The following is a 22,291-nucleotide window of genomic DNA, read 5'->3' on the forward strand; positions in this document are numbered from 1 at the left end:
CCGTTGCTGGGGTCATCTTCTGGCAGGATGCGAGAGTGACATCAGATACTTCCCGGGTCGCTCCGCCACTGCCCTGCGCCGAAGCCATTCCATCCGGTATCGACCTCAGCTTCGTCGACCGCGGGGTCCGCCCGCAGGACGACCTGTTCGGTCATGTCAACGGCCGCTGGCTGGCCGACTACGAGATTCCGGCCGACCGGGCCACCGACGGCGCCTTCCGTACCCTGGCCGACCGCGCCGAGGAGCAGGTGCGTGACCTCATCACCGAGGCCGCCCAGTCCGGCGGGGCCGGGGACGCGCAACGGAGCTCAGGCCCAACTGATGCGTCCCGCATCTCAGGCCCAACTGATGCGTCCCGCATCTCAGGCCCAACTGATGCGTCCCGCATCTCAGGCCCAACTGATGCGTCCCGCATCGGCGATCTGTACGCCAGCTTCATGGACACCGATACCGTCGACCGGCGCGGGCTGGCACCGTTGCGTGACGAACTCGCCCTGATCGACGCCGCCGCCGATGCCGACGCACTGGCCGCGGTGCTGGCCGGCCTGCAGCGCACCGGCGTGAGCGGTGGCACCGGGGTGTACGTCGACACCGATTCCAAGGACTCGACGCGCTACCTGCTGCACCTGTCCCAGTCCGGGCTGGGCCTGCCCGACGAGTCCTACTACCGCGATCCGCAGCATGCCGCGATCCTGGACGCCTACCCCGCCCATATCGCCCGCATGCTCGAGCTGGTGGATCAGAAGGATCACGCCGACACCGCGGCGCGCATCGTGGCGTTGGAGACCAAACTGGCCGCCGCACACTGGGATGTGGTGAAGCGCCGTGACGCCGACCTCACCTACAACCTGCGTACCTTCGCCGAACTGCCCAGCGAGGCACCGGGATTCGACTGGGCGGGCTGGGTCGGCGCACTGGGGGCCGACCCTGCTCAGGTGGTGGTGCGCCAGCCCGACTTCCTGACCGCGTTCGCCGCGCTGTGGTCGAGCGAGCCGCTGGCCGACTGGAAGGCCTGGCTGAGCTGGCGACTCATCAGTTCGCGTGCCTCGCTTCTGCCCGACGCGCTGGTCGAGGAGAACTTCGACTTCTACGGTCGTACCCTGTCGGGCACCCAGGCCATCCGGGACCGGTGGAAGCGCGGGGTGGCCCTGGTCGAGAACCTGATGGGCGATGCGGTCGGAAAGCTCTACGTGGAGCGCCATTTCCCGCCCGCCGCGAAGGCGCGGATGGACGAGCTGGTCGCCAACCTGCGGGAGGCCTACCGGGTCAGCATCTCCAACCTGGACTGGATGACGCCGGAGACCCGGGAGCGCGCCCTGGCCAAGCTGGACAAGTTCACCCCGAAGATCGGCTACCCGGCCCGGTGGCGCGACTATTCGGCGCTGGTGATCGACCGCGGCGACCTGTACGGCAACTATCAGCGCGGCTACGCCGTGGAGTATGACCGGGAGCTGGCCAAGCTGGGCGGTCCGGTGGATCGCGACGAGTGGTTCATGACGCCGCAGACCGTCAACGCCTACTACAACCCCGGGATGAACGAGATCGTCTTCCCGGCTGCCATTCTGCAGCCGCCGTTCTTCGATGCCGAGGCCGACGATGCCGCCAACTACGGCGGGATCGGCGCGGTGATCGGGCATGAGATCGGGCACGGTTTCGACGACCAAGGCGCCAAGTACGACGGTGACGGCAACCTGGTGGACTGGTGGACCGATAGCGATCGCGCTGAATTCGGCGCGCGGACAAAGGCTTTGATCGAGCAGTACGAGGAGTTCACGCCACGTGCGCTGGCCCCGGACCACCATGTGAACGGCGCGTTCACCGTCGGGGAGAACATCGGCGACCTGGGCGGTCTGTCCATCGCCCTACTGGCCTACGAACTGTCCCTCGGCGGCAAAGAAGCTCCGGTGATCGACGGCTTGACCGGCGTGCAGCGGGTGCTGTTCGGCTGGGCACAGGTCTGGCGCACGAAATCCCGTGACGCCGAGGCGATCCGCCGGCTGGCCACCGATCCGCACTCGCCGCCGGAGTTCCGCTGCAACGGCGTCATCCGCAATATCGACGCGTTCTACGATGCGTTCGAGGTGACCGACTCCGACGAGCTGTACCTGGAACCTGCCGCCCGCGTGCGCATCTGGAACTAGGTCGCGGTTAGAACATCTGCCAGTCGGACGCACCGTCAGGTGCGTTGTAGGTGCCCTTCGAGTTCTTCACCACGACGGCGTCACCGCTGCCGAAGTTGTCGTAGAACCACTGGGCGTTGGCCGCACTGAGGTTGATGCAGCCGTGGCTGACATTGCGCTTGCCCTGATCGGCGACCGACCACGGGGCGCTGTGCACGAAGATGCCGCTGTTGTCGATGCGGACCGCGTCCTGCACGTGCAGCTTGTAGCCCTCCGCGGAGTTCACCGGCACACCGTAGGTGGAGGAGTCCATGATGATGTCCGGGAACTTCTCCAGCACGTAATAGGTGCCGTTCTTGGTCTCGTGCTTGCCATCGGGCCGGCCCATCGAGACCGGGAACGTCTTCTCCACCTTGCCGTTACGGGTGACGGTCATGGTGTGGGTGGCGTCGTCGACGGTCGCGATGAGCTGTTCGGGCACCCGGAAGCTCGACTTGGTGCCCCCGGCATCGATGTTGACGACGGTGCCCGCCGGCCAGAAGGCCAGCGGCCGCCAGCGCAACTGGGTGTCGGTGGTCCAGTAGAACCGGCCCGGCACCGGCGGGACCGATGAGATGTGGACCGCGTCCTGGGCCATCTGCCGGTCGGCGATCGGCCGCGCGAAGTTGATGTAGATCGGCTTGGCGGCTCCGGCGATCGCCCCGTTGGTGGGGTTGAACGTCGGCGGCGCGAACACCGGCTGGCCGGTGTACGGAGTCGGGTTCTGCCCGGCGGGGGTGCCCGCGGGAATCACCCCGGGGGGCGCCATCGGGTCGACGGGGGCGGCCAGCGGATCGGCCGGCGGCGGGGCCAGCGGATCGACGGGCGGCGGTGCGGGCGGATCGACCGGGGCCGGCGGGACAGGATTGGCCGGGAACGCGAACGGGTCCGGCGGTGCCGGCGCGGGTGGGGCGTCGACGACGCCGGGGTCGGGTGCGACTTCGGGATCCGCCCAGGCAGACGGGCTGCTCATACAGAATCCTGCAACCACTCCGGTCACCAGGATCGCGCCGGCGAGCTTGCGTCTCGTCTGCTGCGACATGCGTTACCTCCAGTACATTTCTGCAAACCAGTGTGGCATAGCGCCAAGACCCCATTAACCCTGGCGAGGCCGGGCAGACCCCTCATCTCCACCCGGCCGACGCCACTGACCTGGGGTTTAATCGCCAGCCCGGCGTGGGCCGTTACAAAGTGTGATGTTTGCGCAGGTCGGTGGCCGTGCGGATTCAGGACCGGACCAGCCGTGCGATGGCCGCCGACGCCTCGGCCAACTTGGCATCCGCCTCGGTGCCGCCCTCGGCCACCGCCTGGGTCACGCAGTGACCCAGATGCTCATCCAGCAAGCCCAGTGCCACCGATTGCAGTGCGCTGTTGACTGCACTGATCTGGGTGAGGATGTCGATGCAGTATTTGTCGTCCTCGATCATCTTGGCGATGCCGCGGACCTGCCCCTCGATCCGGCGCAACCGCTTGGCGTAGTTGTCCTTCTGCGACGAGTAGCCGTGGTCACCGGAGTTCACGTCCGTCATTTCCTCACCCCACCATCTGCTGCATCTGCTGTACCTGCGCCTGGCGTGTGGCCAGAATCGATTTCGCCAGTGTCTGGGCGTCGACGTTGCGCCCACCGGCGATCTCGGTCTGGGCCAGATCGATCACGGCGCGGTGCAGGCCGAGCATCGACTGCAACCACAGTGTGTCGAACTCCTGGCCGTGCAGCGACTCGAGCCGCCCGACCGTGGCGGGGGCGAGCGCGCCGGGTGCCGCGGCGCCCGGCGCCGCGGATGGACTCGCGCCGTCGTTCCACTGCACCAACAGCACCTTGACGGTGTCGCTCTCGCTCTGTTGTCCGGTCGCCACGGTGTTGGCCAGCGCCACCAGGTCGGAGTTCGACGAACGGCTCGGCGCGAGCCCCGCCAACTGGATGGCCTGCTGCTGCAACTGCATCAGATCTGTGCCGAAGGTGGTGTCCTCGGCATTGCTGCCCGCGGGCGCCTCGGTGATCACCGGTGCCGTACTGGTCTGGACGGGCGTTTCACCGGAGCAGGCTCCGACCGACGCGGCCACCGCCACCAGGGCCATCGAGAACAGTGCGCGCACCGCATCCACTGTACCGGGTACCCCGGCGGGGTATCTGAATACGGTTTGGGCCGGTGGGCGCCCCGAATGCATACTTACGGGATGCCCTCAGACTCCCCCACGCCGGACATCAAGCCCCGGAGCCGCGACGTCACCGACGGCCTCGAGAAGACCGCCGCCCGCGGCATGCTCCGCGCGGTGGGCATGGGCGATGACGACTGGGCGAAACCGCAGATCGGCGTGGGTTCGTCGTGGAACGAGATCACGCCGTGCAACATGTCGCTGCAGCGGCTGGCGCAGGCGGTCAAGGGTGGGGTGCACACCGGCGGTGGCTATCCGCTGGAGTTCGGCACCATCTCGGTATCCGACGGCATCTCGATGGGCCACGAGGGGATGCACTTCTCGCTGGTGTCCCGTGAGGTGATCGCCGACAGCGTCGAGACCGTCGTGCAGGCCGAGCGCCTCGACGGGACCGTGCTGCTGGCCGGCTGCGACAAGTCGATCCCCGGCATGTTGATGGCCGCCGCCCGGCTCGATCTCGCCTCGGTGTTCTTGTACAACGGCTCGATCATGCCGGGCGTTGCCAAGCTGACCGACGGCACCGAGAAGGAAGTCACCATCATCGACGCCTTCGAGGCGGTCGGGGCGTGTGCGCGCGGGTTGATGTCGCGTGCGGATGTGGACATCATCGAACGGGCGATCTGCCCGGGCGAGGGTGCCTGTGGCGGCATGTACACCGCCAACACCATGGCCTCTGCCGCCGAGGCGCTCGGTATGTCCTTGCCCGGCAGCGCTTCTCCGGTGGCCATCGACAAGCGCCGCGACGAGTACGCGCGCCGGTCCGGTGAGGCCGTCGTGGAGCTGTTGCGCCGCGGGATCACCGCCCGCGACATCCTGACCAAAGAGGCCTTCGAGAATGCCATCGCCGTCGTGATGGCATTCGGCGGTTCCACCAACGCCGTGCTGCACCTGCTGGCCATCGCCTGGGAGGCGCAGGTCGAGTTGACGCTCGCGGACTTCACCCGCGTCGGACAGAAGGTGCCGCACCTGGCCGACGTCAAGCCCTTCGGCCGCCACGTGATGAAGGACGTCGACGAGATCGGCGGTGTCCCCGTCGTGATGAAGGCGCTGCTGGATGCCGGGCTGCTGCACGGCGACTGCCTCACGATCACCGGCCAGACCATGGCCGAGAACCTCGCCCACATCGAGCCGCCGGACCCCGACGGCAAGGTGCTGCGCGCGATGAACAACCCGATCCACCCCACCGGCGGGATCACGATCCTGCACGGCTCATTGGCACCCGAGGGCGCGGTGGTGAAGTCCGCGGGCTTCGACTCCGACGTGTTCGAAGGCACCGCAAGGGTTTTCGAACGGGAGCGCGCAGCACTCGACGCTCTTGAAGACGGCACCATCACCCACGGCGACGTTGTCGTCATCCGCTACGAGGGCCCCAAGGGCGGTCCGGGTATGCGCGAGATGCTCGCCATCACCGGCGCCATCAAGGGTGCGGGCCTGGGCAAGGATGTGCTGCTGATGACCGACGGCCGGTTCTCCGGCGGTACGACGGGCCTGTGTGTCGGGCATATCGCGCCCGAGGCCGTCGACGGTGGACCCATCGCGTTCATCAAGGACGGCGACAAGATCCGCTTGGACGTCGCGAACGGGAAGCTGGACCTGCTCGTCGACGAGGCCGAATTCGATTCGCGCAAGGTCGGTTTCGAGCCGCTGCCCCCGGTGTACAAGACCGGCGTGCTGGCCAAGTACACCAAGCTGGTCGGCTCCGCTGCCGTCGGCGCAGTGTGTAGCTGAGCCGGCCAGCGAACCGCCATCCGGCGGATCCGGTGGACAGCGAGTTCGAGCACCGGCAGATAACCGCCCGGGTCGGCCGAACCCGCGCTCAGTTCACCGTCGGCGGTGGCTCGAAGGGCTGGTACCACCACCATTGGGCGCGTTCGCCGGTCGGTCCGGGGTAGGGCGGGACCGACGGTGGTGCTGTGGTGGGTGGGCGGGCCAGGGCTCCGCCGTCGAGTTTTCGGCCGTCGGTGTCGGTGGCGACCAGCCGGTCCGCGGGCCCGGTGAGGGTGAGGCCGCCGCGGTGATGCAGCCGGTGGTGGAACGGGCACAGCAGAGGGTGTCGCACGAATTGGTGGTGTGAGTCGGTGGTGGCGTGCGGCTGCGGGTCCGCTGTGCGGTTTGTACTCAGGCGGGGATTGCGCGCTGAAGTTTGAGCATGTTGTGGACCGTGCAGATCAGGCGCCACTCACTGTGCACTCCGGCGTGTCCGCGGAGGGAGAACCTGCGGAATCCGAGGTTGGCTTTTATGTTGCCGAAGACGGGTTCGATGCTGACGCCGCGCCTGCGGTAAAGCGCGGCGTTCTCAGGATGGGATAGCTTGTCGTTCATCATGTTTCGAGCAATCGTTGGGTCGATGCCTTCGCCTCGGACATGTGCGAGCATCGATTTGACACGCGTGACCGAGACGTCGAGTTGGTCACGGGCGGCGCGCATCGAGATCTCGCCGGCTGCGACGCGTTCGATGACCGGAATCCACTGCGCGGGTTCGGGTTCGGCGCTGCGCGTGATGCGCTGTCCATCACGGCCGAAGTAGCGCTTGGTCATGTCCCGCAACCAGGTGTAGGAGACGCCGAGAATCGCACCGGCCTGACGTTGAGACAGCTCACCGCGATTGACCCTTGCCAGCACCGCCAACTTGTCATCGCCGGGTTTGTCGGCCTTGCGCCACGAGGGCTTTCGCGTCGCGATCAGCACGTCGGCACCGACGTCGGTGGTGCCGTTGGCACTGGTCCAGTAACCCGCATCGGCCACGATGGTGCCCGCACCATCGCGGTGCCCGGCCTTGATGAGATTATCGATCGCCGCAGTGGCCATCGGCACGAAGTGAGGCTGATCGTTGGTGGTGTTGCTGATCTCGGCGGCCACCACAATGTGTCCCGTCGTCGCAGCTGCTTGCGCGTTATAGCCCTGCAGCACGCCTCTGGAGGCGTGCGGGATGATCCGCGAATCCGGATCAGTCGTGTTCGCCCGCCGCGGGCGCGATCGCCGCGCCGCTTCAGCGCTGGGTTTGGGCCCGGTCAGCGAGCGGCCCAGCTCGGCTTCCTTGCGCGAACGATCAGCCATCCGAGCCTCGAAATCCCGCGCCTTCTGCGATTGGAGTTCCTCAAGAGCAGCCCGGATCCGCGAACGTCGATCCCGACCGCCAGCCCATCCCGCCGGCATCCGCCTGAGCTGGTCATTATCGCCGCGCTCGTCTTCGGCGGCATCGACCTGCTCGGCTTCGGCCAAGATTTGTTCGGCCACACGACCAGCCGCCACGGCAGCGTCCTGCGCCACAGATCCGCCAAGTTCGGCGGTGAGAGCGTCCTGATCACGATTGGCCAAGAACGAGGCATTGGCAGCGATCTTCGTCCCGTCGATCGCCACCACGCCGGCATCGACGAGACCAGCGTCCACGCACAGGCCCAGGACCTGCCCGAACAGAGCCGCTATAGCGTCCTGGTGGCGCCGGCGGAACCGCGCCAACGTGGCGTGATCAGGCCGCTGATTGGCCGCGACAACCCGCACAGCGACATCCTCGACCAGTCGGCGCTCAATCCGACGCGAAGACCGTTCCCCGGTGCAATAGGCATACAACAGGACCGACAGCATCATCGCCGGGTCATACACCGACCCGCCCCTACCATCGACGCGATACGCCGCATAAAACGCGCTCAGATCCAGCTCAGCGACGACGTCGAGGACGAAAAACGCCAGATGATCCTCAGGAAGCCACTCCCGCACCGAGGGCGGCATCATCAACAACTGATCGACATCGCCGGCACGCACATTGACAGACACCTCGAATCATCGCACGCAGCAGTAACTTTCACCCGAAATGACACGAACAAAAGCACCTCACACCACCAATTCGTGCGACACCCTCAGCAAGACCAGGTTGTCGAGGTTGGTGGGGCCGCCGTCTTCCCAATGCTGGAGGTGGTGGGTGTGCAGTCCGCGGGTGGCGGCGCAGCCCGGCACGACGCAGCAGCGGTCGCGGTGCTCCAGTGCCCGGCGCAGTCGGCGGCTGATGGTGCGGGTGGTCCGGCCGGCGCCGATCGGTTGGCCGTGGCGTTCGAACCAGACTTCGCAGGTGGCATCACAGAGCAAGTAGCGGCGTTCGCCCTCGGAGAGGACCGGGCCCAGGTGCAGTGCGGCGGCGGGCATGTCGATATCGAGATGCACCACCACGGTGGTGTGCTGGCCGTGCGGGCGGCGGGCCACGTCGGAATCCCAGCCGGCCTCAACCAGGCTCATCAACGCATCCACCCGCGTCGGGAACGCTTCACCGGCGTCGCCCTTGGCTTCGGCGATCAGCGCATCGTGATGAGACTGCAGCGCGGCATCGAACTTCGCAGCCTCCAGCCGCGGCAGCCGAATCCGATAAGTCGTGTACCGCTCCCCGGTGGAGGTTTTCGTGACCTCCGGTCCTGATTCGGGCGGTGTCTCGGGATCGGGTCGCGGTTCCATCGTGACCGCGGTGCGCAACTGGCTGACCGTGGCCACCGCAGCGAGTTCGGCGTAATGCGCATCGGAGCCGGCGGCGGCGCGTTCGGCGATCACCCCGACCTGATCCAACGACAGCCGCCCCTCGCACAGGGCTTCGGTGCAACGCGGAAACTCCTGCAACCGCCGAGCCACCGCCACCACAGTCTCGGCATTACGCGGGGCGACCCCGGTCTTCCACGCCACCAACGCCGACATCGAACGCACGCCGGTCAAACCGGCGAGCTCCTCGCGCTCCAACTCGGCCACGATCTGCACCAGGCGCCCATCGATCGCATTGCGCTGCCCGCACAACTCGGCGATCTCCTCGAACAACACCTCCAGCCGCTGTCCGGCGGCCAAAGATGTTGCGGTACCTGACATAAACCCAATTGTCGCAGAGGGGTCCGACAAGTTCGGATCACCGGAAGTCGACGCAGTGCGGCCCCGCGGACGATCCCGCGGGGCCGCACGCATCACCTCTACTCGCCCGCGCTGCTGGACCCCGAGTCACCCGAGGACTTCGCGCCCGCGCCGGCCTTGGCCGACTCTGCCGAACCCGACTCCGATGCGCCAGTCGAACCGGACGACGCGTTAGTACCGCCCGACTTAGTGCCCGTGCCCGGCTCCGCCTTGACGCTATCGCGCGTCACCGACCCCTTGGCACCCTTCGCACCTTTGGCGCCCTTCGCACCCTTGGTGCTGGTGGAGTCCTTGGTGGTCGCGTCCTTGGTGGTCGCATCCTTGGTGGTGGTCGACGAGTCGGTATCGGCGTCTTTCGTTGCGGTCGAGCCGGATTCGGCGGTAGCGCTGCCGGTGGCGTTCTCGGCGGTCTTGACCGCGGTGGCCGGTTCGGCCTCCTTGGTCACCGTGGTGTCGGCTTCCGCGGGGGTCGTCTTGGTATCCGTCGCCGGGGTTGCCGTGCTCTCGGCGCCGGCCGCGGCCGTGTCGGCACCCGTCGTTGCGGACGCGGTTGCGGTTGCTGCCGTGACCTTTTCAGCGCTCGCGGCGGGTGCCTCACCCGTGGCGTCGACTGCCAGCGTCACCGTGGTGGCGGCCGACGCGGTGGGGAGCGCCGCGGCCGTTGTCGCGCCCGCCGTGGTCGTGGGCAAGCCGGCCCGCAGCGCCGCGAGGATAGTGCTCCCGATGTACGGCAAGGTGCCCGTGGTGAACTGCTTCGCCTGCTCCACGGCGTTGTGTAGTACGTCGGCGATGCCGTGCTGCACGGCGTTGATGACGTTCACCGGGTTCAGCGTCTTGAGTGAGTCCAGCACCTTCTGTGTGCTGGTGACGATCTGCTGAAGCAGCGGCGGCGTGCCGCCGGCGTTGAAGCCCAGGCCGATTGTCGAGGCGACGACACCCACCAGCATGCTCAGCCCGGCGTTGTACAGCGCCGACACCATTGCCTGACCAACCTTGAACGGCCGTTCCAGCGCCGGCTGCAGCGCCGCCCACGGGTTACCGAGCAGAGCCAGGATGGGCATCAGGCCGGCATTGATGACGGCGTCGATGGCGCCGTTCACGTCGCCGGTGGCCAGAATCTTCCCGGCCGCCTTCAGCGTCGCGGGCAGCCCCGCGCCGAGCTGACCGAGCGCCGACCCCGCTGCCTTCGCCGCTTCGAGGACCTGCCGCGCCGTGTAGAGCTGGTTGTTCACGATCTGCCGCAGAATCGGCAGCGGGTCGGCCAGCACCGTGTGGACGGTCTGATTCAGCCAGGAACCGGCATCTTCGAGTACCGGCTTGAACACGTTGATCGGGTTGTCGATCGACGACGCGGTCAGCTGCACCTGCGGCATGTGCGTCTGGGGCAGGTTGGGGTGCGCGGCGATCGGTGTCACCGCGATGACGCTGGCGCCGACGAGCGCGACGCCCGCGGTCACATAAGGGCGCATCGCCGATTGCATAGACATTCCTTCTGTCATCCCTTCATCGGATCTTTTGTTCCCCCCAGCCGAACAGAACCTACTGGCCGGTAAGTTGTCACCCAGGCGTTTGAGCAAAGTTGCAGACGCTGTCAATTTTCACAGACTGCCACTCTGCGAATCACTGCGTTTGCTGGTAGATGCCCCTACTTCTGGTCGCAATTAAACTGGCAAAGGAAGTGCTCAGTAAAGTCATTAGCCTCGCGTACGACTCGGCGCCGGCCGGTCACAGCTCCACACGGAAAGCGAACGACGCAGGTGAGCCAGCGCACATTCACGGAAAGTAGTGGTCCGTCGCACAGCGACTGTCGTTCGATCATCTGTCCCTGATATGTCCAGGATCTCGACAATCAGCAATGAAATGTCGGCTGCGCGGCATACGTAGCCGCGATCGGCACGGTTGCGGACACGCCACGTACCGACGCTGTCCACATGTTGAGATACCGCGCATCGCGGCAGTAGGGTCCGCCGGTATGGATGCGCTCGCGGGACTGCTCGACGGAGTCCGCGCACGCGGGGCCTTCGTGCTCCGACTGTCACTGGACCCGCCGTGGTCGATGCGTATCCAGGACGACGCGCTGACACTGATCTGCCAGACCGCGGGGAACTCGGTGGTCATCACCGACAGCGGCGACGAATTCCCTTTGACCGCTGGGGATATCGCATTGGCCAGCGGCGCTTGCCACTACCTGTTCACCTGCGCCGCCGGGGTCGCGCCGCAGCTGGTGATCCATCCGGGCCAGCGGTGTACCACCCTCGCAGGCGAGGACATGCGCTTCGCACTGACCGTGGGGGTCCGCACCTGGGGCAACAGCGCGACGGGCACGGACCGGGTCGTCATCGGCGCCTACGAGGGTCGCAGTGAAGTCAGCGCCCGGCTGCTCCGGTCCCTGCCGCCGGTGCTGGTGGTGCAGGCCGGGGAGACGGCGCCGCTCACCGAGCTGCTCATCACCGAGGCCGGATGTGAGCGCGCCGGGCAGGAGGTGTACCTCGACCGCTTGCTCGACTTGATGCTCATCGACACCCTGCGCACCTGGTTCGACGGCGACGGCGTTGCCCCACCGTGGTGGCGCGCCGGCGAAGACGCCATCGTCGGTGCAGCCCTGCGGTTGATCCATCACAATCCGCGACATCCCTGGACGGTCGCGAATCTCGCGAACGCAATAGGCACCTCGCGTGCCGTGCTCGCGCGCCGGTTCACAGATCTGGTCGGCGAGCCGCCCATCGCCTTCCTCACCGGCTGGCGCCTGGCACTGGCCGCCGATCTACTCCGGTCCAGCGACCGCACCATCGCCGCAGTCGCCGATCAGGTCGGGTACGGCACACCGTTCGCCCTCAGCACCGCGTTCAAACGGGCCTACGGGATGAGTCCCGCCGCCTACCGCACCGGTCAGGTGGCCGGCGCAGCACCGGCCTGACGCCGTTTGGCGACCGCACCGGCCGCCGATGTCGCGGCGATCGCGATCAGTGCGCCGAGGATGAGCGCCGACGGTTCACCCGGCGCCAGCAGCCCCTGCTCGGTGCCCAGCGTGGCCGCCGCCACCGGTACCCCGAGCTGGGCCGCGGCCAGCACGCACAGTGCCAGTGGCTGCCCGAAAAGTCGCCCGACCGTGTGGGCGGCGATGGCGCCCACCCCCAATGCCACACCGAGACCGATGAATTGGGGGTGGTCGGCGAGTTCCCGCACTTGTAGCGACGCACCGAGCCACACGAAGAACAGCGGCGCGAAGAAGCCTTCGGTGATACCGAACAGCTGGCGGGCCAACCGGCGCGGCTCCCCGATCGCCGAGATCACCAGTCCCAGAGCGAAACCCGCCAGCATGATCGACACATGCGTGGCGATCGCCAGCGCAGAAAGGCAGAACAACAGGATCAGGCTGCCCCGCAGCTCCAGCGCCAGCCGGTGGACCTCGGAGTAGTGGTGTAGCCGTTTCCGGGTGCCGCTGCGTTCGACATGGCGCAACACGATGAACAGCACCACGGCCGCCGCGGCGATCGCCAGTGCGCCGAGCGCCGCACGCGGCGCCCGACCGGGGTCGATCACCAAGGGCAGCAGGATAATCGACGCGGCATCGGCGATCGCGATCTGCGCGGTGACCGCCAACACCGGCGGCCCGGTCAGTCCCAACGAGTCGATCACCGGCAGGGCGAGTGCCGCCGAAGACGACGCCAGCAGAACGGCGTATAGGAGCGCGTGTCCGGTGCCGAAGGCCGACGCGATCATCACCCCCAGTACCGCGGCGACCGCTCCGACCGCGATCGCCCGCAGTGCCGCTTTACCCAGCGCGCCACGAAGTGAGGTATCGCGAACCGGCACGTGTGTGCCGACGACGAACATCACCAATGCGAAGCCGATACTGGCCAGCAGTTGAAAGGTCGGGTTGGTGGCATCGACGATGCCGAACCCTGTTCTGCCGACGACGATCCCGGCCACCAGCTCGCCGACCACCACCGGCACGCGCAGCCCCGGGATGGCGGCCAGTGCCGGCCCGGCCAGCCCGATGACCGCCACCAGGGCCAGGGTGTCGAGTCCGAAACCCGTCATCTCAGGAGGTCACGCCATTCCCCGTCGCTCCGCTCGCCCCGGTGCCATTCCCCGTCGCTCCGCTCGCCCTGGCGTCCTGCCACGACACCAGCCGGCACGGGATCGGGGTGTTCTCGTCGGTGAGGTAGCTCGCGCACACCCGGTGGTACCCGTCGGCCACCTCCATCGGCACGCTCAGCGCGTACTGGCCCCGGACCAACAGGATCGGCGACAGCCGCTTACCGTCGCTGATCTTCGCCAGATCGTTGCGGACGTGGGAATTGCTCTCCGGAAGCAGGACAAGCCGCGCCGCACGCAGAATGTCTTTCGCCTTGCGCTGCAAGGGTTTCGCGTTCCTCAGCGCATCCACCGTCGACGTCACCACCGCCGCTTCGGCAAGCATGCTCAGGTAGTCCGCCGCAGCGTCGTAGTCGTGCTCTTCCGGCTCATCCAGCCACTTCACACCCATTCGGACACCCTAGTCCCGATGGACTGGCAACCTACTGGGAAATCAGGCGCTGATCCAGTTCCCGTGAAAGCCATAGGGAACTCGGCGCGGGAGGTGGATGGTCGCGACCGGGTCACCCCCGAAATCGGCGGCGTCCACGATCACCAGGTCACTGCCGTCGCGCTCCGGGTCGTAGACGTAACCGAGGTACCAGCCGTTGCTTTCGTCGGCATTGCCCTGGCCCGGCACGAACACCGCCTCCCCCGCTCCGCCGGTCCCGAGGTCGTGGCGCACCGTCGTCCCGCCGCTCAGGTCGTAACGCAGCCAGCTGTTCTCGCCGACCGCCACCGTGTACCGGGCGGGCAGCCCGGCGAGCCGGTCGTCGATACGAGGGAACTCCACACCGCTGTCGTCGAGCTGACGTTCGCGCACGGCGCCGGCCGCCAGATCGATCCGCCATTCCCACAGCACACCGTCGACGTCGAAATCGCCGGCGCGCCGCCACAGTTCCGGATACCGGACTGCTTGCAGCACAATCGAATCACCCTCGTCGTGGGCGTTGGCGACATGGAAGACGTAGCACGGGTCGATCTCGAACCAACGGATGTCACCGAACGGGTCGCTGCGGCGCAACACCCCCAACCGGGCCCCGTAGGAGTCGCTCCAGCGGTAGGGCATATCGCGTTCGGCACCGACCGCGATATTCATGTCGAAGACGATGGGCAGGTCCAGGAAGACGATGTGCTCGGCGGTCATCGCGAAGTCGTGCATCATCGTCAGCGCCTTCACCTCGACGGGCCGGTTGACGATGAGCTGGCCATTGGCGTCGGCGCGGTGATAGGTGACGTGCGGGGCGAAGATGCTGCCGTATCCGAAGAAGTGCAGTTCCCCGGTGGTCGGGCAGATCTTGGGGTGCGCGGTCATCGCGTCGGCGAGCTTTCCGCCGAAATCGTAGGCGCCGACGGTTTCCAGCTCATTGGTGATCTCGTAGGGGAGTGAGGATTCGACCAGGGCCAGTGTCTTGCCCGCGTGGTTGACGACGTGCGTGTTTGAGGTGGCGGCGCGCAGGTTCCGGCTGCCGTCGCTGTTGTACAGCGGAAAGTCCTCGACAAAACTGTCCGTGCGCACCCAGCGGTTGCGGTACCACTTGGCTGCGCCGTGTTCGACGCGGACGCCGTGGATCATCCCGTCACCGAGGAACCAGTGCGCCGATTCCTGGCGCGGATTGGGCCCGTTGCGCAGATACCAACCGTCCAGTTCGGGCGGGATCGCACCGTCGACGGGCAGATCGTATTCGGTGAGCTCGTCGGCGACGGGCGCGTAGTTCCCCCGGCGGAAGAAGTCACCCGTGGTGGGCAGTCCCGTGGAAAGTGAGGGCTGAGTCATGCAGTTCACCCTGACATTCCACTAATGACATGTCAATAGTGGAATGTAGGATCCGTTCATGAGTTTACGAATCGCCGCACTGGGCCTGCTCGCCCAACACCCCGGCAGTGGATACGACCTGATGAAGCGATTCGAGAAGTCGATGGCCAACGTGTGGCCGGCCACCCAGAGCCAGCTCTACGGGGAGCTCAACAAGCTGGCGGCGGCAGGCCTCATCGAGGTCGCCGATACCGGTCCGCGCGGACGAAAGGTGTACCGCGCCACCGATTCCGGGCGCGATGAACTGCTGCGCTGGCTGATCAGCCCGCAGGATGACCCGCCTTATCGCAGCCCCGGACAGCTGCGCATCTTCCTGCTCGGCGAACTGCCCCGGGCCGGCGCCGCCGGGCACGTGCAGGCACTGGCCGACCACGCCCGCGCAGAAATCGACCGGCTGGAGACGCTGCGCGCACAGCTGCACTGGGACGACTCCGACGAATCGTTCTACGGGTACGCCGCCCTCGAGCAGGGACTGCGCTATCACGCCATGCAGGTCGAGTGGGCCGAGTGGCTGGTCAAAGCGATAAACGAGCGATCTTGATATTTCATGGTTGCATCGCGATAGTTTCCGATATATCGTCGACGCATCGGAAGCGCACACCGTGCTTCCCGTCGAAATGAGAGACACAGACATGAACACCCCATTCACACCTCCCCATCAACCCTTCGGATTCGGCCCCGGCTTCGGCCCTGGCGGCTTCGGCCCCGGTGACCGGCGTGCGCTACACGAGCAGCGCCGTCAGGCCCGGCGAGAATTCCGTGAGAATCTGCGCGAACACGGCGCCGGACCGCAGGGCCCGTTCGGCCCCGGCGGCTTCGGTCCCGGTGGTTTCGGCCCCGGGTTCGGACCCGGTTTCGGCCGCGGCGGTTTCGGTCCGGGATTCGGACCGGGCGGTCCCCGTGGTCGCGGCCGCGGTGGTCGTGGCGGACGCGGCGGCAGTCGCGGTAAGCGCGGCGACGTGCGTGCCGCGATCCTGACACTGCTCGCCGAACGACCCATGCACGGCTACGAGATGACCCAGGAGATCGCCACCCGCAGCAACGATCTGTGGAAGCCCAGCCCCGGCTCGGTCTACCCCACGCTTCAGCTGCTGGTCGACGAGGGCCTGATCGTCCCCACCGAAAGCGAAGGCAGCAAGAAGACTTTCGAGCTGACCGACGAGGGCCGCGCCGCGGCCGAGAAGGTCGAGACCGCGCCGTGGGACGCCATCACCGAAGACGCCGATCCCAACGCCGTCAACCTGCGCGCCGCACTCGGACAGCTGTTCGGTGCCGTCGCCCAGGCGGTGCACACCACCGGCGATGAGCAGCAACAGCGCATCCTCGAGATCGTCAACAACGCCCGCCGCGAGGTCTACCAGATCCTCGGCGAAGAGTGACCCCGGCGGTGGGTCTGCATAGCCTGGGGGTATGCAGACCCACCCGCTCGGTCCGTTCGACGTCGCCCGCATCGGGTTCGGAGCAATGCAATTGCCCGGACCCGGTGTCTTCGGGCCACCCCGGGATCGTGATCAGGCGCTCGCCGTCCTTGATCGCGCCGTCGCCTTGGGCGTCAACCACATCGACACCTCCCAGTACTACGGCCCCGACGTGGCCAATGAACTCATCCGGGAAGCACTGCACCCCTACCCTGCCGACCTGGCCCTGGTGAGCAAGGTCGGCGCCCGCCGCGACGCACAAGGCGGCTGGTTGCCGTTCGACCGGCCCGACGAACTCCGCCAGGGCATCGAGGACAACCTGCGTGCCCTCGACATCGACCGGCTGGCCGCGGTGAACCTGCGGATCATGCCACCCCGCGAGGCCCCCGATGAGATCGCACCGTTGGATCCCGAGCTTTTCGGCGCGCAGCTCGACGCGATGATCACCGCGCGCGACGAGGGCCTGATATCGGGAATCGGGCTGTCCAACATCGGGGCCGACCACCTGTCGTTCGCGTTGGAACGCACCGAGATCGCCTGTGTGCAGAATGCTTTCAACCTTCTGGACCGGTCCGCTACGCCCGTGCTCGAGCTCTGCGCCGGACACGGTATCGCGTTCGTGCCCTTCTTCCCGCTGGGTTCGGGATTCCTCCCGGGCAATCCCGTGCTGAACAACGACACCGTCACCCGCACCGCCGCCGATCTGGGTCGCACCCCGGCGCAGGTCGTGCTGTCGTGGACGTTGACGGTGTCCCCGCACGTGCTGCTGATCCCGGGCACCTCCTCGGTGGCCCACCTGGAGCAGAACCTGGCGGTCGCCGAGATCGAGTTGCCCGCCGACGTCAAAAGCCGCCTCGATAGCATCCTGGATGAGCGCAGCGACGGGATGGGTGACTGAACCAGCAATGAACATCGACAATCTCACCGACTATGCGATCCCCGTCATCGTCGCCATCCTCACCGGACTCGGCGCTGTACTCGGTGTGAGCTTCCGCGATGCCGACGCCACCGAACGCCGGCGCGGCATGTGGCTCTACATGCTGGTCCTGCTGACCGCGATCGCCACCTCCGCGGCGATCAACTCGGCCTCCGGTTTCGGCCGGCCGCTGGCAGCCACCGTGATGGCCATCGTCGCGTCGGCCGTCGCGATCGGCGCCCACCTGCTGTGGCGCCGGGTCGTCTTCGACGCGCCCCAGCGCAATGTGCACATCGCGCTCGCCGCGGTGGTCTTGGCCGTCATCGTGATCGTCTCTTCGGTGACCTACAGCTACATCTCGGGCAAGGCCTGCCGGCAGGCCCAGGGACTGATCACCACCGGGATGGCGCAGTCGGCGTTCGTGCTGCCCTCGTTCGCCAACCAGGGCCCGACGTCGGGCGACTTCCAGAAGTGGTCCCGCGATCTGCATGACGCAGCGGCTCAGGTCACCGAAAAGGGCGAGGTCGCCGACCGGTCCAAGGATCTGGCCGACCTCGCCGACCAGATCACCGCCACGGTGCAGATCGGCGATACCGGCACGCACGCGCTGCTCGGCGCACGGTTCTACGACACGCTGCGGGTGCTGCTGCGAAAGTGCCAGAACATCTAGGCATTTCGGCCGGATACGACATGGTGATCCGGTCCACGGTGCGGATCTCGGCGGGCCTTGTTACATGATGGACCACATGCCGGGGCAGATCTCAGATATCGATCGGATGCCGCGCGGCGGCCCGGACGCCTCCTGTGTGGACCGACTACTGGAAACCGACCGGCCCGAATACCTCGATCGCGAGGACGTCGATCCGGCCGTCAAGCGCAGCGTGATCGCCGCGCTGGACTGGACCGGGCGGGTTTTCGGCAACCACGACCAATTCGCCCGGATCGTCCTGGACGAGGTGGCCGACGTGCCGGATCCCAGGATCCTGGAACTCGGCGCCGGGCACGGCGCGCTCTCGGCGACCCTGCTCGCCCAGCACCCCACCGCACGGCTGACCGTCACCGATATCGCACCGGAATCGGTGGCCGCGATGACCGCGGGAGATCTCGGCCGTCACCCGCGTGCCCTGCTGCGCACGATGGACGCCACCGCGATCGACGCCGCCGACGGCGAATTCGCCCTGGCGGTCTTCGCGCTGTCGTTCCACCATCTGCCACCCGCGCTCGCGGCGAAGGTACTCGCCGAGGGCACCCGGGTCGCCGACAAGCTGCTCATCATCGACCTGCCACGGCCGCCGTCGGCACTGCATCTGCTGCGGCTGGCGACGATGCTGCCGCTGGCGCCCTTCATCCCGTTCGTTCACGACGGCGTGATCAGCTCACTGCGCTGCTACAGCCCGTCGGCCATGCGTGCCCTGGCGGCGCACGCCGGCGTGGACGTGGACGTGCGCACCGGCCTGATGAGTCCGCAGATAACGGTGGCCACCCGGCGATAGCCCCGTAGGCTCGGCCCATGGGTGACGATGTCACGCAGACCGACTTCAGCAGAGCCGAGCGTCGCGAGTACCGGCGCAAGGTGCAACTGTGCCTCGATGTCTTCGAAACCATGCTGTCGCAGTCGAGCTTCGAGTTCGACAGGCCGCTGACGGGTATGGAGATCGAGTGCAATCTGGTCGACGGCGCATATCAGCCGGCGCTGCGCAACGCCGAGGTGCTCGAAGCCATCGCCGATCCGGCGTATCAAACCGAATTGGGCGCTTACAACATCGAATTCAACGTCCCACCGCGTCCGCTTCCCGGCCGCGCCGCCCTGGACCTGGAAGACGAAGTGCGGGCCAGCCTGAACGCGGCCGAGAGCAGGGCCGCCGAGCATGGTGCGCATATCGTGATGATCGGCATCCTGCCGACCTTGATGCCGGAACATCTGACCGCGGACTGGATGAGTCCCTCGACGCGCTATCAGGCCCTCAACGATTCGATCTTCACCGCCAGGGGTGAGGACATCGACATCGACATCGCCGGGCCGGAACGGCTGGCGGTGCAGTCGGCCGATATCGCACCCGAATCAGCCTGCACCAGTGTGCAATTGCATCTCCAGGTGTCTCCCGCCGATTTCGCCAAGAACTGGAACGCCGCCCAGGTGCTGGCCGGTCCGCAGCTGGCACTCGGCGCCAACTCACCGTATTTCTTCGGGCACGAACTGTGGGCCGAGACCCGGATCGAGCTGTTCACCCAGGCCACCGACACCCGCGCCGACGAACTCAAGACCCAGGGCGTGCGGCCGCGGGTGTGGTTCGGCGAACGCTGGATCACCTCGATTTTCGATCTCTTCGAGGAGAACGTCCGCTACTTCCCGTCGCTGCTGCCCGAATTATCCGACGAGGATCCGGCGGCCGAACTGGCCGCCGGGCGCTCCCCGCAACTGGCCGAGCTGCGGCTGCACAACGGCACCATCTACCGGTGGAACCGCCCGGTCTACGACGTCGTCGGAGAAGGCGCTGCCGGCCGACCGCATCTACGGGTGGAGAACCGTGTCCTACCGGCCGGCCCGACCGTGGTCGACATGCTGGCCAACTCGGCGTTCTATTACGGCCTGCTGCGTACCCTCTCGGAGGAGGACCGCCCCCTCTGGACCAAGATGAGTTTTGCTGCAGCACAACATAATTTCACCGCCGCGGCGCGGCGCGGCATGGAGGCCAGACTGTACTGGCCGGGCCTGGGTGAGGTGACACCCGACGAATTGGTCCTGCGCGAGTTGCTCCCCCTGGCCGACGAGGGCTTGCGCCGATGGAGTGTGGCCGCCGAGGTACGCGACCGGTATCTCGGTGTCATCGAGGGCCGGGCGAAGACCGGGCTTAACGGGGCCGCATGGCAGACCGCCACCGTGCACGCCTTGCAGGAGCGCGGACTGGCCCGACCCCAGGCACTGGCCGAGATGCTGCGACTGTACTGCGAGGGTATGCACAGCAACGCCCCCGTGCACACGTGGGAGACACCGCAATCGTGACGCGGCGTACGTTGGATGCCATGACATCTGAGGTCTTGGACTGGGACGGCGCATACCGGCAGGACGGCACCTTCGAGGGTCCACCGCCATGGAATATCGGCGAGCCGCAGCCCGAACTCGCCGCGCTCATCGCCGCCGGCAAGATCCGCAGTGACGTGCTCGACGCGGGCTGTGGACACGCTGAATTGTCCCTGTCGCTGGCGGCGCAGGGTTACACCACCGTCGGCCTGGATATTTCGCCCACCGCCATCGCCGCGGCGAATCGTGCAGCCCAGGAACGTAATCTGAGTACTGCCGCGTTCGCTCAGGCCGACATCACGTCGTTCACCGGGTACGACGGCCGGTTCAACACCGTCATCGACTCGACGCTGTTCCATTCGCTACCGGTCGAAGGGCGCGACGGCTATCTGCAGGCGGTGCATCGCGCGTCGGCCCCGGGTGCGTCGTTCTTCGTGCTGGTGTTCGCCAAGGGTGCGTTCCCGGCCGAACTGGAGCAGAAGCCACATGAGGTCACCGAGGACGAACTCCGGGCCGCGGTGTCGAAGTACTGGACGGTCGACGAGATCCGCCCGGCGTTCATCCACGCCAACACCATCGCGATGCCCGACGCACCGTTCGAGATGCCACCGCACGCCACCGACGAGAAGGGCCGGATGAAGTTCCCCGCGTTCCTGCTCACCGCACACAAATAGCGCTCAGAGTCCGCCGCGGGCGACCAGTTGTGCGGCGATGACGTTGCGTTGGATCTCGTTGGTGCCTTCCCCGACGATCATCAACGGGGCATCACGGAAATAGCGTTCGACGTCGTACTCGGTGGAATACCCGTACCCACCATGAATGCGCACCGCGTTCAACGCGATCTCCATCGCCACCTCGGACGCGAACAGCTTCGCCATCCCGGCCTCCATATCGCAGCGCTGCCCACTGTCATACATGCGCGCGGCATACCAGGTCAGCTGCCGCGCCGCAGTCAACTTGGTGGCCATATCCGCCAGATAATTCCCGATCGACTGATGCTTCCAGATCGGCTGACCGAAACTCTCCCGCGCCTGGGCATAAGCCAACGAATCCTCCAACGCCGCCGTGGCCACCCCCAACGCCCGCGACGCCACCTGGATCCGCCCGGTCTCCAACCCCTTCATCATCTGCGCAAAACCCCGACCCGGTGCACCACCCAGAATCGCCGATGAGCTGATCCGGTACCCATCAAAAGCCAACTCACAGGACTCCACCCCCTTGTACCCCAACTTGGGCAGATCCCGCGACACCGTCAAACCCGGCCCATGCTCCACCAACACAATCGAGATACCCCGATGCTTCGGGGACGCGGACGGATCGGTCTTACACAACAACGCGATCAGATCCGAACGCCGCGCATTCGAAATCCACGTCTTGGCCCCCGAAATCACCAGATCCTCACCATCAGCTTTCGCCACGGTGCTCATCGCCTGCAGATCCGAACCCCCACCGGGCTCGGTCAACGCCATCGTCGCGCGTACCTCCCCGGACGCCATCCTCGGCAGATACGCCTGCTTCTGCTCCTCGGTACCGAACAACGTGAGCAGTTTGGCCACCACGGTGTGCCCGCCCATCGCCCCGGCCAGACTCATCCACCCCCGCGCCAACTCCTGAGTCACCTGCGCATAACACGGCATCGACACCGGACTGCCACCAAAAGCCTCCGGCACCGCCAACCCGAAAATCCCGATCTGCTTCATCTGCTCGATCCACCGCTCGGGATAACTATTCGCGTGCTCCACCTCCTGCACAGTGGGCTTGACCTCACGATCAACAAAAGCCCGCACCGTCTGGACCAGAAACGCCTCTTCCTCACTGAGCTGATTGAGTGCGGTCACGCGC

The 22,291-nt window shown here is 66.6% G+C and carries 18 protein-coding genes and 3 pseudogenes; 10 read left to right on the plus strand and 11 right to left on the minus strand.

All coding sequences use genetic code 11. From position 1 onward, the window contains the following. The first annotated feature begins 35 nt into the window (after positions 1–35). Positions 36–2,141 carry a M13 family metallopeptidase gene (locus tag QN239_RS00490; protein WP_499007610.1) on the plus strand — a complete coding sequence of 702 codons (2,106 nt, stop codon included), beginning with the start codon at positions 36–38 and terminating at the stop codon, positions 2,139–2,141. 7 nt (positions 2,142–2,148) lie between these two features. Here QN239_RS00490 and QN239_RS00495 read toward each other — a convergent pair whose 3' ends face one another. From QN239_RS00495 to QN239_RS00505, 3 genes are all read right to left on the minus strand, one after another. Continuing rightward, the gene (locus QN239_RS00495; protein ID WP_167155441.1) at positions 2,149–3,201 is read right to left on the minus strand and encodes a L,D-transpeptidase; all 1,053 of its coding nucleotides are present in this window, start codon (positions 3,199–3,201) and stop codon (positions 2,149–2,151) included. Positions 3,202–3,385: 184 nt separating this feature from the next. Then, positions 3,386–3,688, minus strand: a complete 303-nt coding sequence (ricR, locus tag QN239_RS00500; protein WP_090363033.1) for a copper-sensing transcriptional repressor RicR — start codon at positions 3,686–3,688, stop codon at positions 3,386–3,388. 4 nt (positions 3,689–3,692) lie between these two features. After that, the gene (locus QN239_RS00505) at positions 3,693–4,256 is read right to left on the minus strand and encodes a DUF305 domain-containing protein (protein ID WP_499007611.1); all 564 of its coding nucleotides are present in this window, start codon (positions 4,254–4,256) and stop codon (positions 3,693–3,695) included. Positions 4,257–4,337: 81 nt separating this feature from the next. Between QN239_RS00505 and ilvD the strand changes: the two genes are divergently transcribed. After that, positions 4,338–6,044 (plus strand): dihydroxy-acid dehydratase, encoded by a 1,707-nt coding sequence (ilvD, locus tag QN239_RS00510; protein ID WP_499007612.1) that lies wholly within the window; start codon positions 4,338–4,340, stop codon positions 6,042–6,044. A gap of 88 nt (positions 6,045–6,132) precedes the next feature. Here ilvD and QN239_RS00515 read toward each other — a convergent pair. The 4 genes and pseudogenes from QN239_RS00515 to QN239_RS00530 form a co-directional block, all read right to left on the minus strand. Next, positions 6,133–6,363, minus strand: a pseudogene (locus QN239_RS00515) (hypothetical protein); the annotation flags it as partial. A 71-nt stretch (positions 6,364–6,434) separates the two neighbouring features. Continuing rightward, positions 6,435–8,090 carry a transposase gene (locus QN239_RS00520; protein ID WP_499007613.1) on the minus strand — a complete coding sequence of 552 codons (1,656 nt, stop codon included), beginning with the start codon at positions 8,088–8,090 and terminating at the stop codon, positions 6,435–6,437. A 72-nt stretch (positions 8,091–8,162) separates the two neighbouring features. Then, positions 8,163–9,158, minus strand: a pseudogene (locus QN239_RS00525) (HNH endonuclease signature motif containing protein); the annotation flags it as partial. Between the two features lie 98 nt (positions 9,159–9,256). Further along, the gene (locus QN239_RS00530) at positions 9,257–10,678 is read right to left on the minus strand and encodes a hypothetical protein (RefSeq protein ID WP_499007615.1); all 1,422 of its coding nucleotides are present in this window, start codon (positions 10,676–10,678) and stop codon (positions 9,257–9,259) included. Positions 10,679–11,169: 491 nt separating this feature from the next. Between QN239_RS00530 and QN239_RS00535 the strand changes: the two genes are divergently transcribed. Beyond that, a complete protein-coding gene (locus tag QN239_RS00535; RefSeq protein WP_499007616.1) occupies positions 11,170–12,114 on the plus strand; it encodes an AraC family transcriptional regulator in 945 nt (314 codons plus the stop codon). Here the strand turns inward: QN239_RS00535 and QN239_RS00540 are convergent. The 3 genes and pseudogenes from QN239_RS00540 to QN239_RS00550 all read right to left on the minus strand — a co-directional run bounded on the left by QN239_RS00540 (position 12,087) and on the right by QN239_RS00550 (position 15,054). Next, positions 12,087–13,241 (minus strand): cation:proton antiporter, encoded by a 1,155-nt coding sequence (locus QN239_RS00540; RefSeq protein ID WP_499007617.1) that lies wholly within the window; start codon positions 13,239–13,241, stop codon positions 12,087–12,089. The two genes, QN239_RS00535 and QN239_RS00540, sit on opposite strands and share 28 nt — an antisense overlap. A 76-nt stretch (positions 13,242–13,317) precedes the next feature. Then, positions 13,318–13,689, minus strand: a pseudogene (locus QN239_RS00545) (hypothetical protein); the annotation flags it as partial. Between the two features lie 42 nt (positions 13,690–13,731). Continuing rightward, positions 13,732–15,054, minus strand: a complete 1,323-nt coding sequence (locus QN239_RS00550; RefSeq protein WP_499007619.1) for a carotenoid oxygenase family protein — start codon at positions 15,052–15,054, stop codon at positions 13,732–13,734. 58 nt (positions 15,055–15,112) lie between these two features. Here QN239_RS00550 and QN239_RS00555 point away from each other — a divergent pair, with 58 nt between their 5' ends. The 7 genes from QN239_RS00555 to QN239_RS00585 all read left to right on the plus strand — a co-directional run bounded on the left by QN239_RS00555 (position 15,113) and on the right by QN239_RS00585 (position 21,123). Next, positions 15,113–15,634, plus strand: coding sequence for a PadR family transcriptional regulator (locus QN239_RS00555; protein ID WP_499007620.1), 522 nt, complete (start codon positions 15,113–15,115; stop codon positions 15,632–15,634). 91 nt (positions 15,635–15,725) lie between these two features. Beyond that, a complete protein-coding gene (locus QN239_RS00560; protein WP_090364947.1) occupies positions 15,726–16,472 on the plus strand; it encodes a PadR family transcriptional regulator in 747 nt (248 codons plus the stop codon). Positions 16,473–16,503: 31 nt separating this feature from the next. Beyond that, positions 16,504–17,409: an oxidoreductase gene (locus QN239_RS00565; RefSeq protein WP_499007622.1), complete on the plus strand. Its 906-nt coding sequence runs from the start codon at positions 16,504–16,506 to the stop codon at positions 17,407–17,409. Beyond that, positions 17,402–18,097, plus strand: coding sequence for a hypothetical protein (locus tag QN239_RS00570; RefSeq protein WP_499007624.1), 696 nt, complete (start codon positions 17,402–17,404; stop codon positions 18,095–18,097). The genes QN239_RS00565 and QN239_RS00570 overlap by 8 nt, the downstream gene beginning before the upstream one ends. Positions 18,098–18,164: 67 nt before the next feature. After that, positions 18,165–18,920: a class I SAM-dependent methyltransferase gene (locus QN239_RS00575; protein ID WP_499016463.1), complete on the plus strand. Its 756-nt coding sequence runs from the start codon at positions 18,165–18,167 to the stop codon at positions 18,918–18,920. Between the two features lie 17 nt (positions 18,921–18,937). After that, on the plus strand, positions 18,938–20,431 hold the full coding sequence (locus QN239_RS00580; RefSeq protein WP_499007626.1) for a glutamate-cysteine ligase family protein: 1,494 nt from the start codon (positions 18,938–18,940) through the stop codon (positions 20,429–20,431). A gap of 20 nt (positions 20,432–20,451) precedes the next feature. Continuing rightward, positions 20,452–21,123, plus strand: a complete 672-nt coding sequence (locus QN239_RS00585) for a class I SAM-dependent methyltransferase (RefSeq protein ID WP_499007627.1) — start codon at positions 20,452–20,454, stop codon at positions 21,121–21,123. 3 nt (positions 21,124–21,126) lie between these two features. On the opposite strand, the gene QN239_RS00590 is transcribed toward QN239_RS00585, so the two are convergent. Continuing rightward, a complete protein-coding gene (locus QN239_RS00590) occupies positions 21,127–22,287 on the minus strand; it encodes an acyl-CoA dehydrogenase family protein (protein ID WP_499007629.1) in 1,161 nt (386 codons plus the stop codon). Between the last annotated feature and the right edge of the window lie 4 nt (positions 22,288–22,291).

Origin of the sequence: Mycolicibacterium sp. Y3 (genome assembly GCF_051188035.1) — a bacterium.
Classification (GTDB): domain Bacteria; phylum Actinomycetota; class Actinomycetes; order Mycobacteriales; family Mycobacteriaceae; genus Mycobacterium; species Mycobacterium fluoranthenivorans.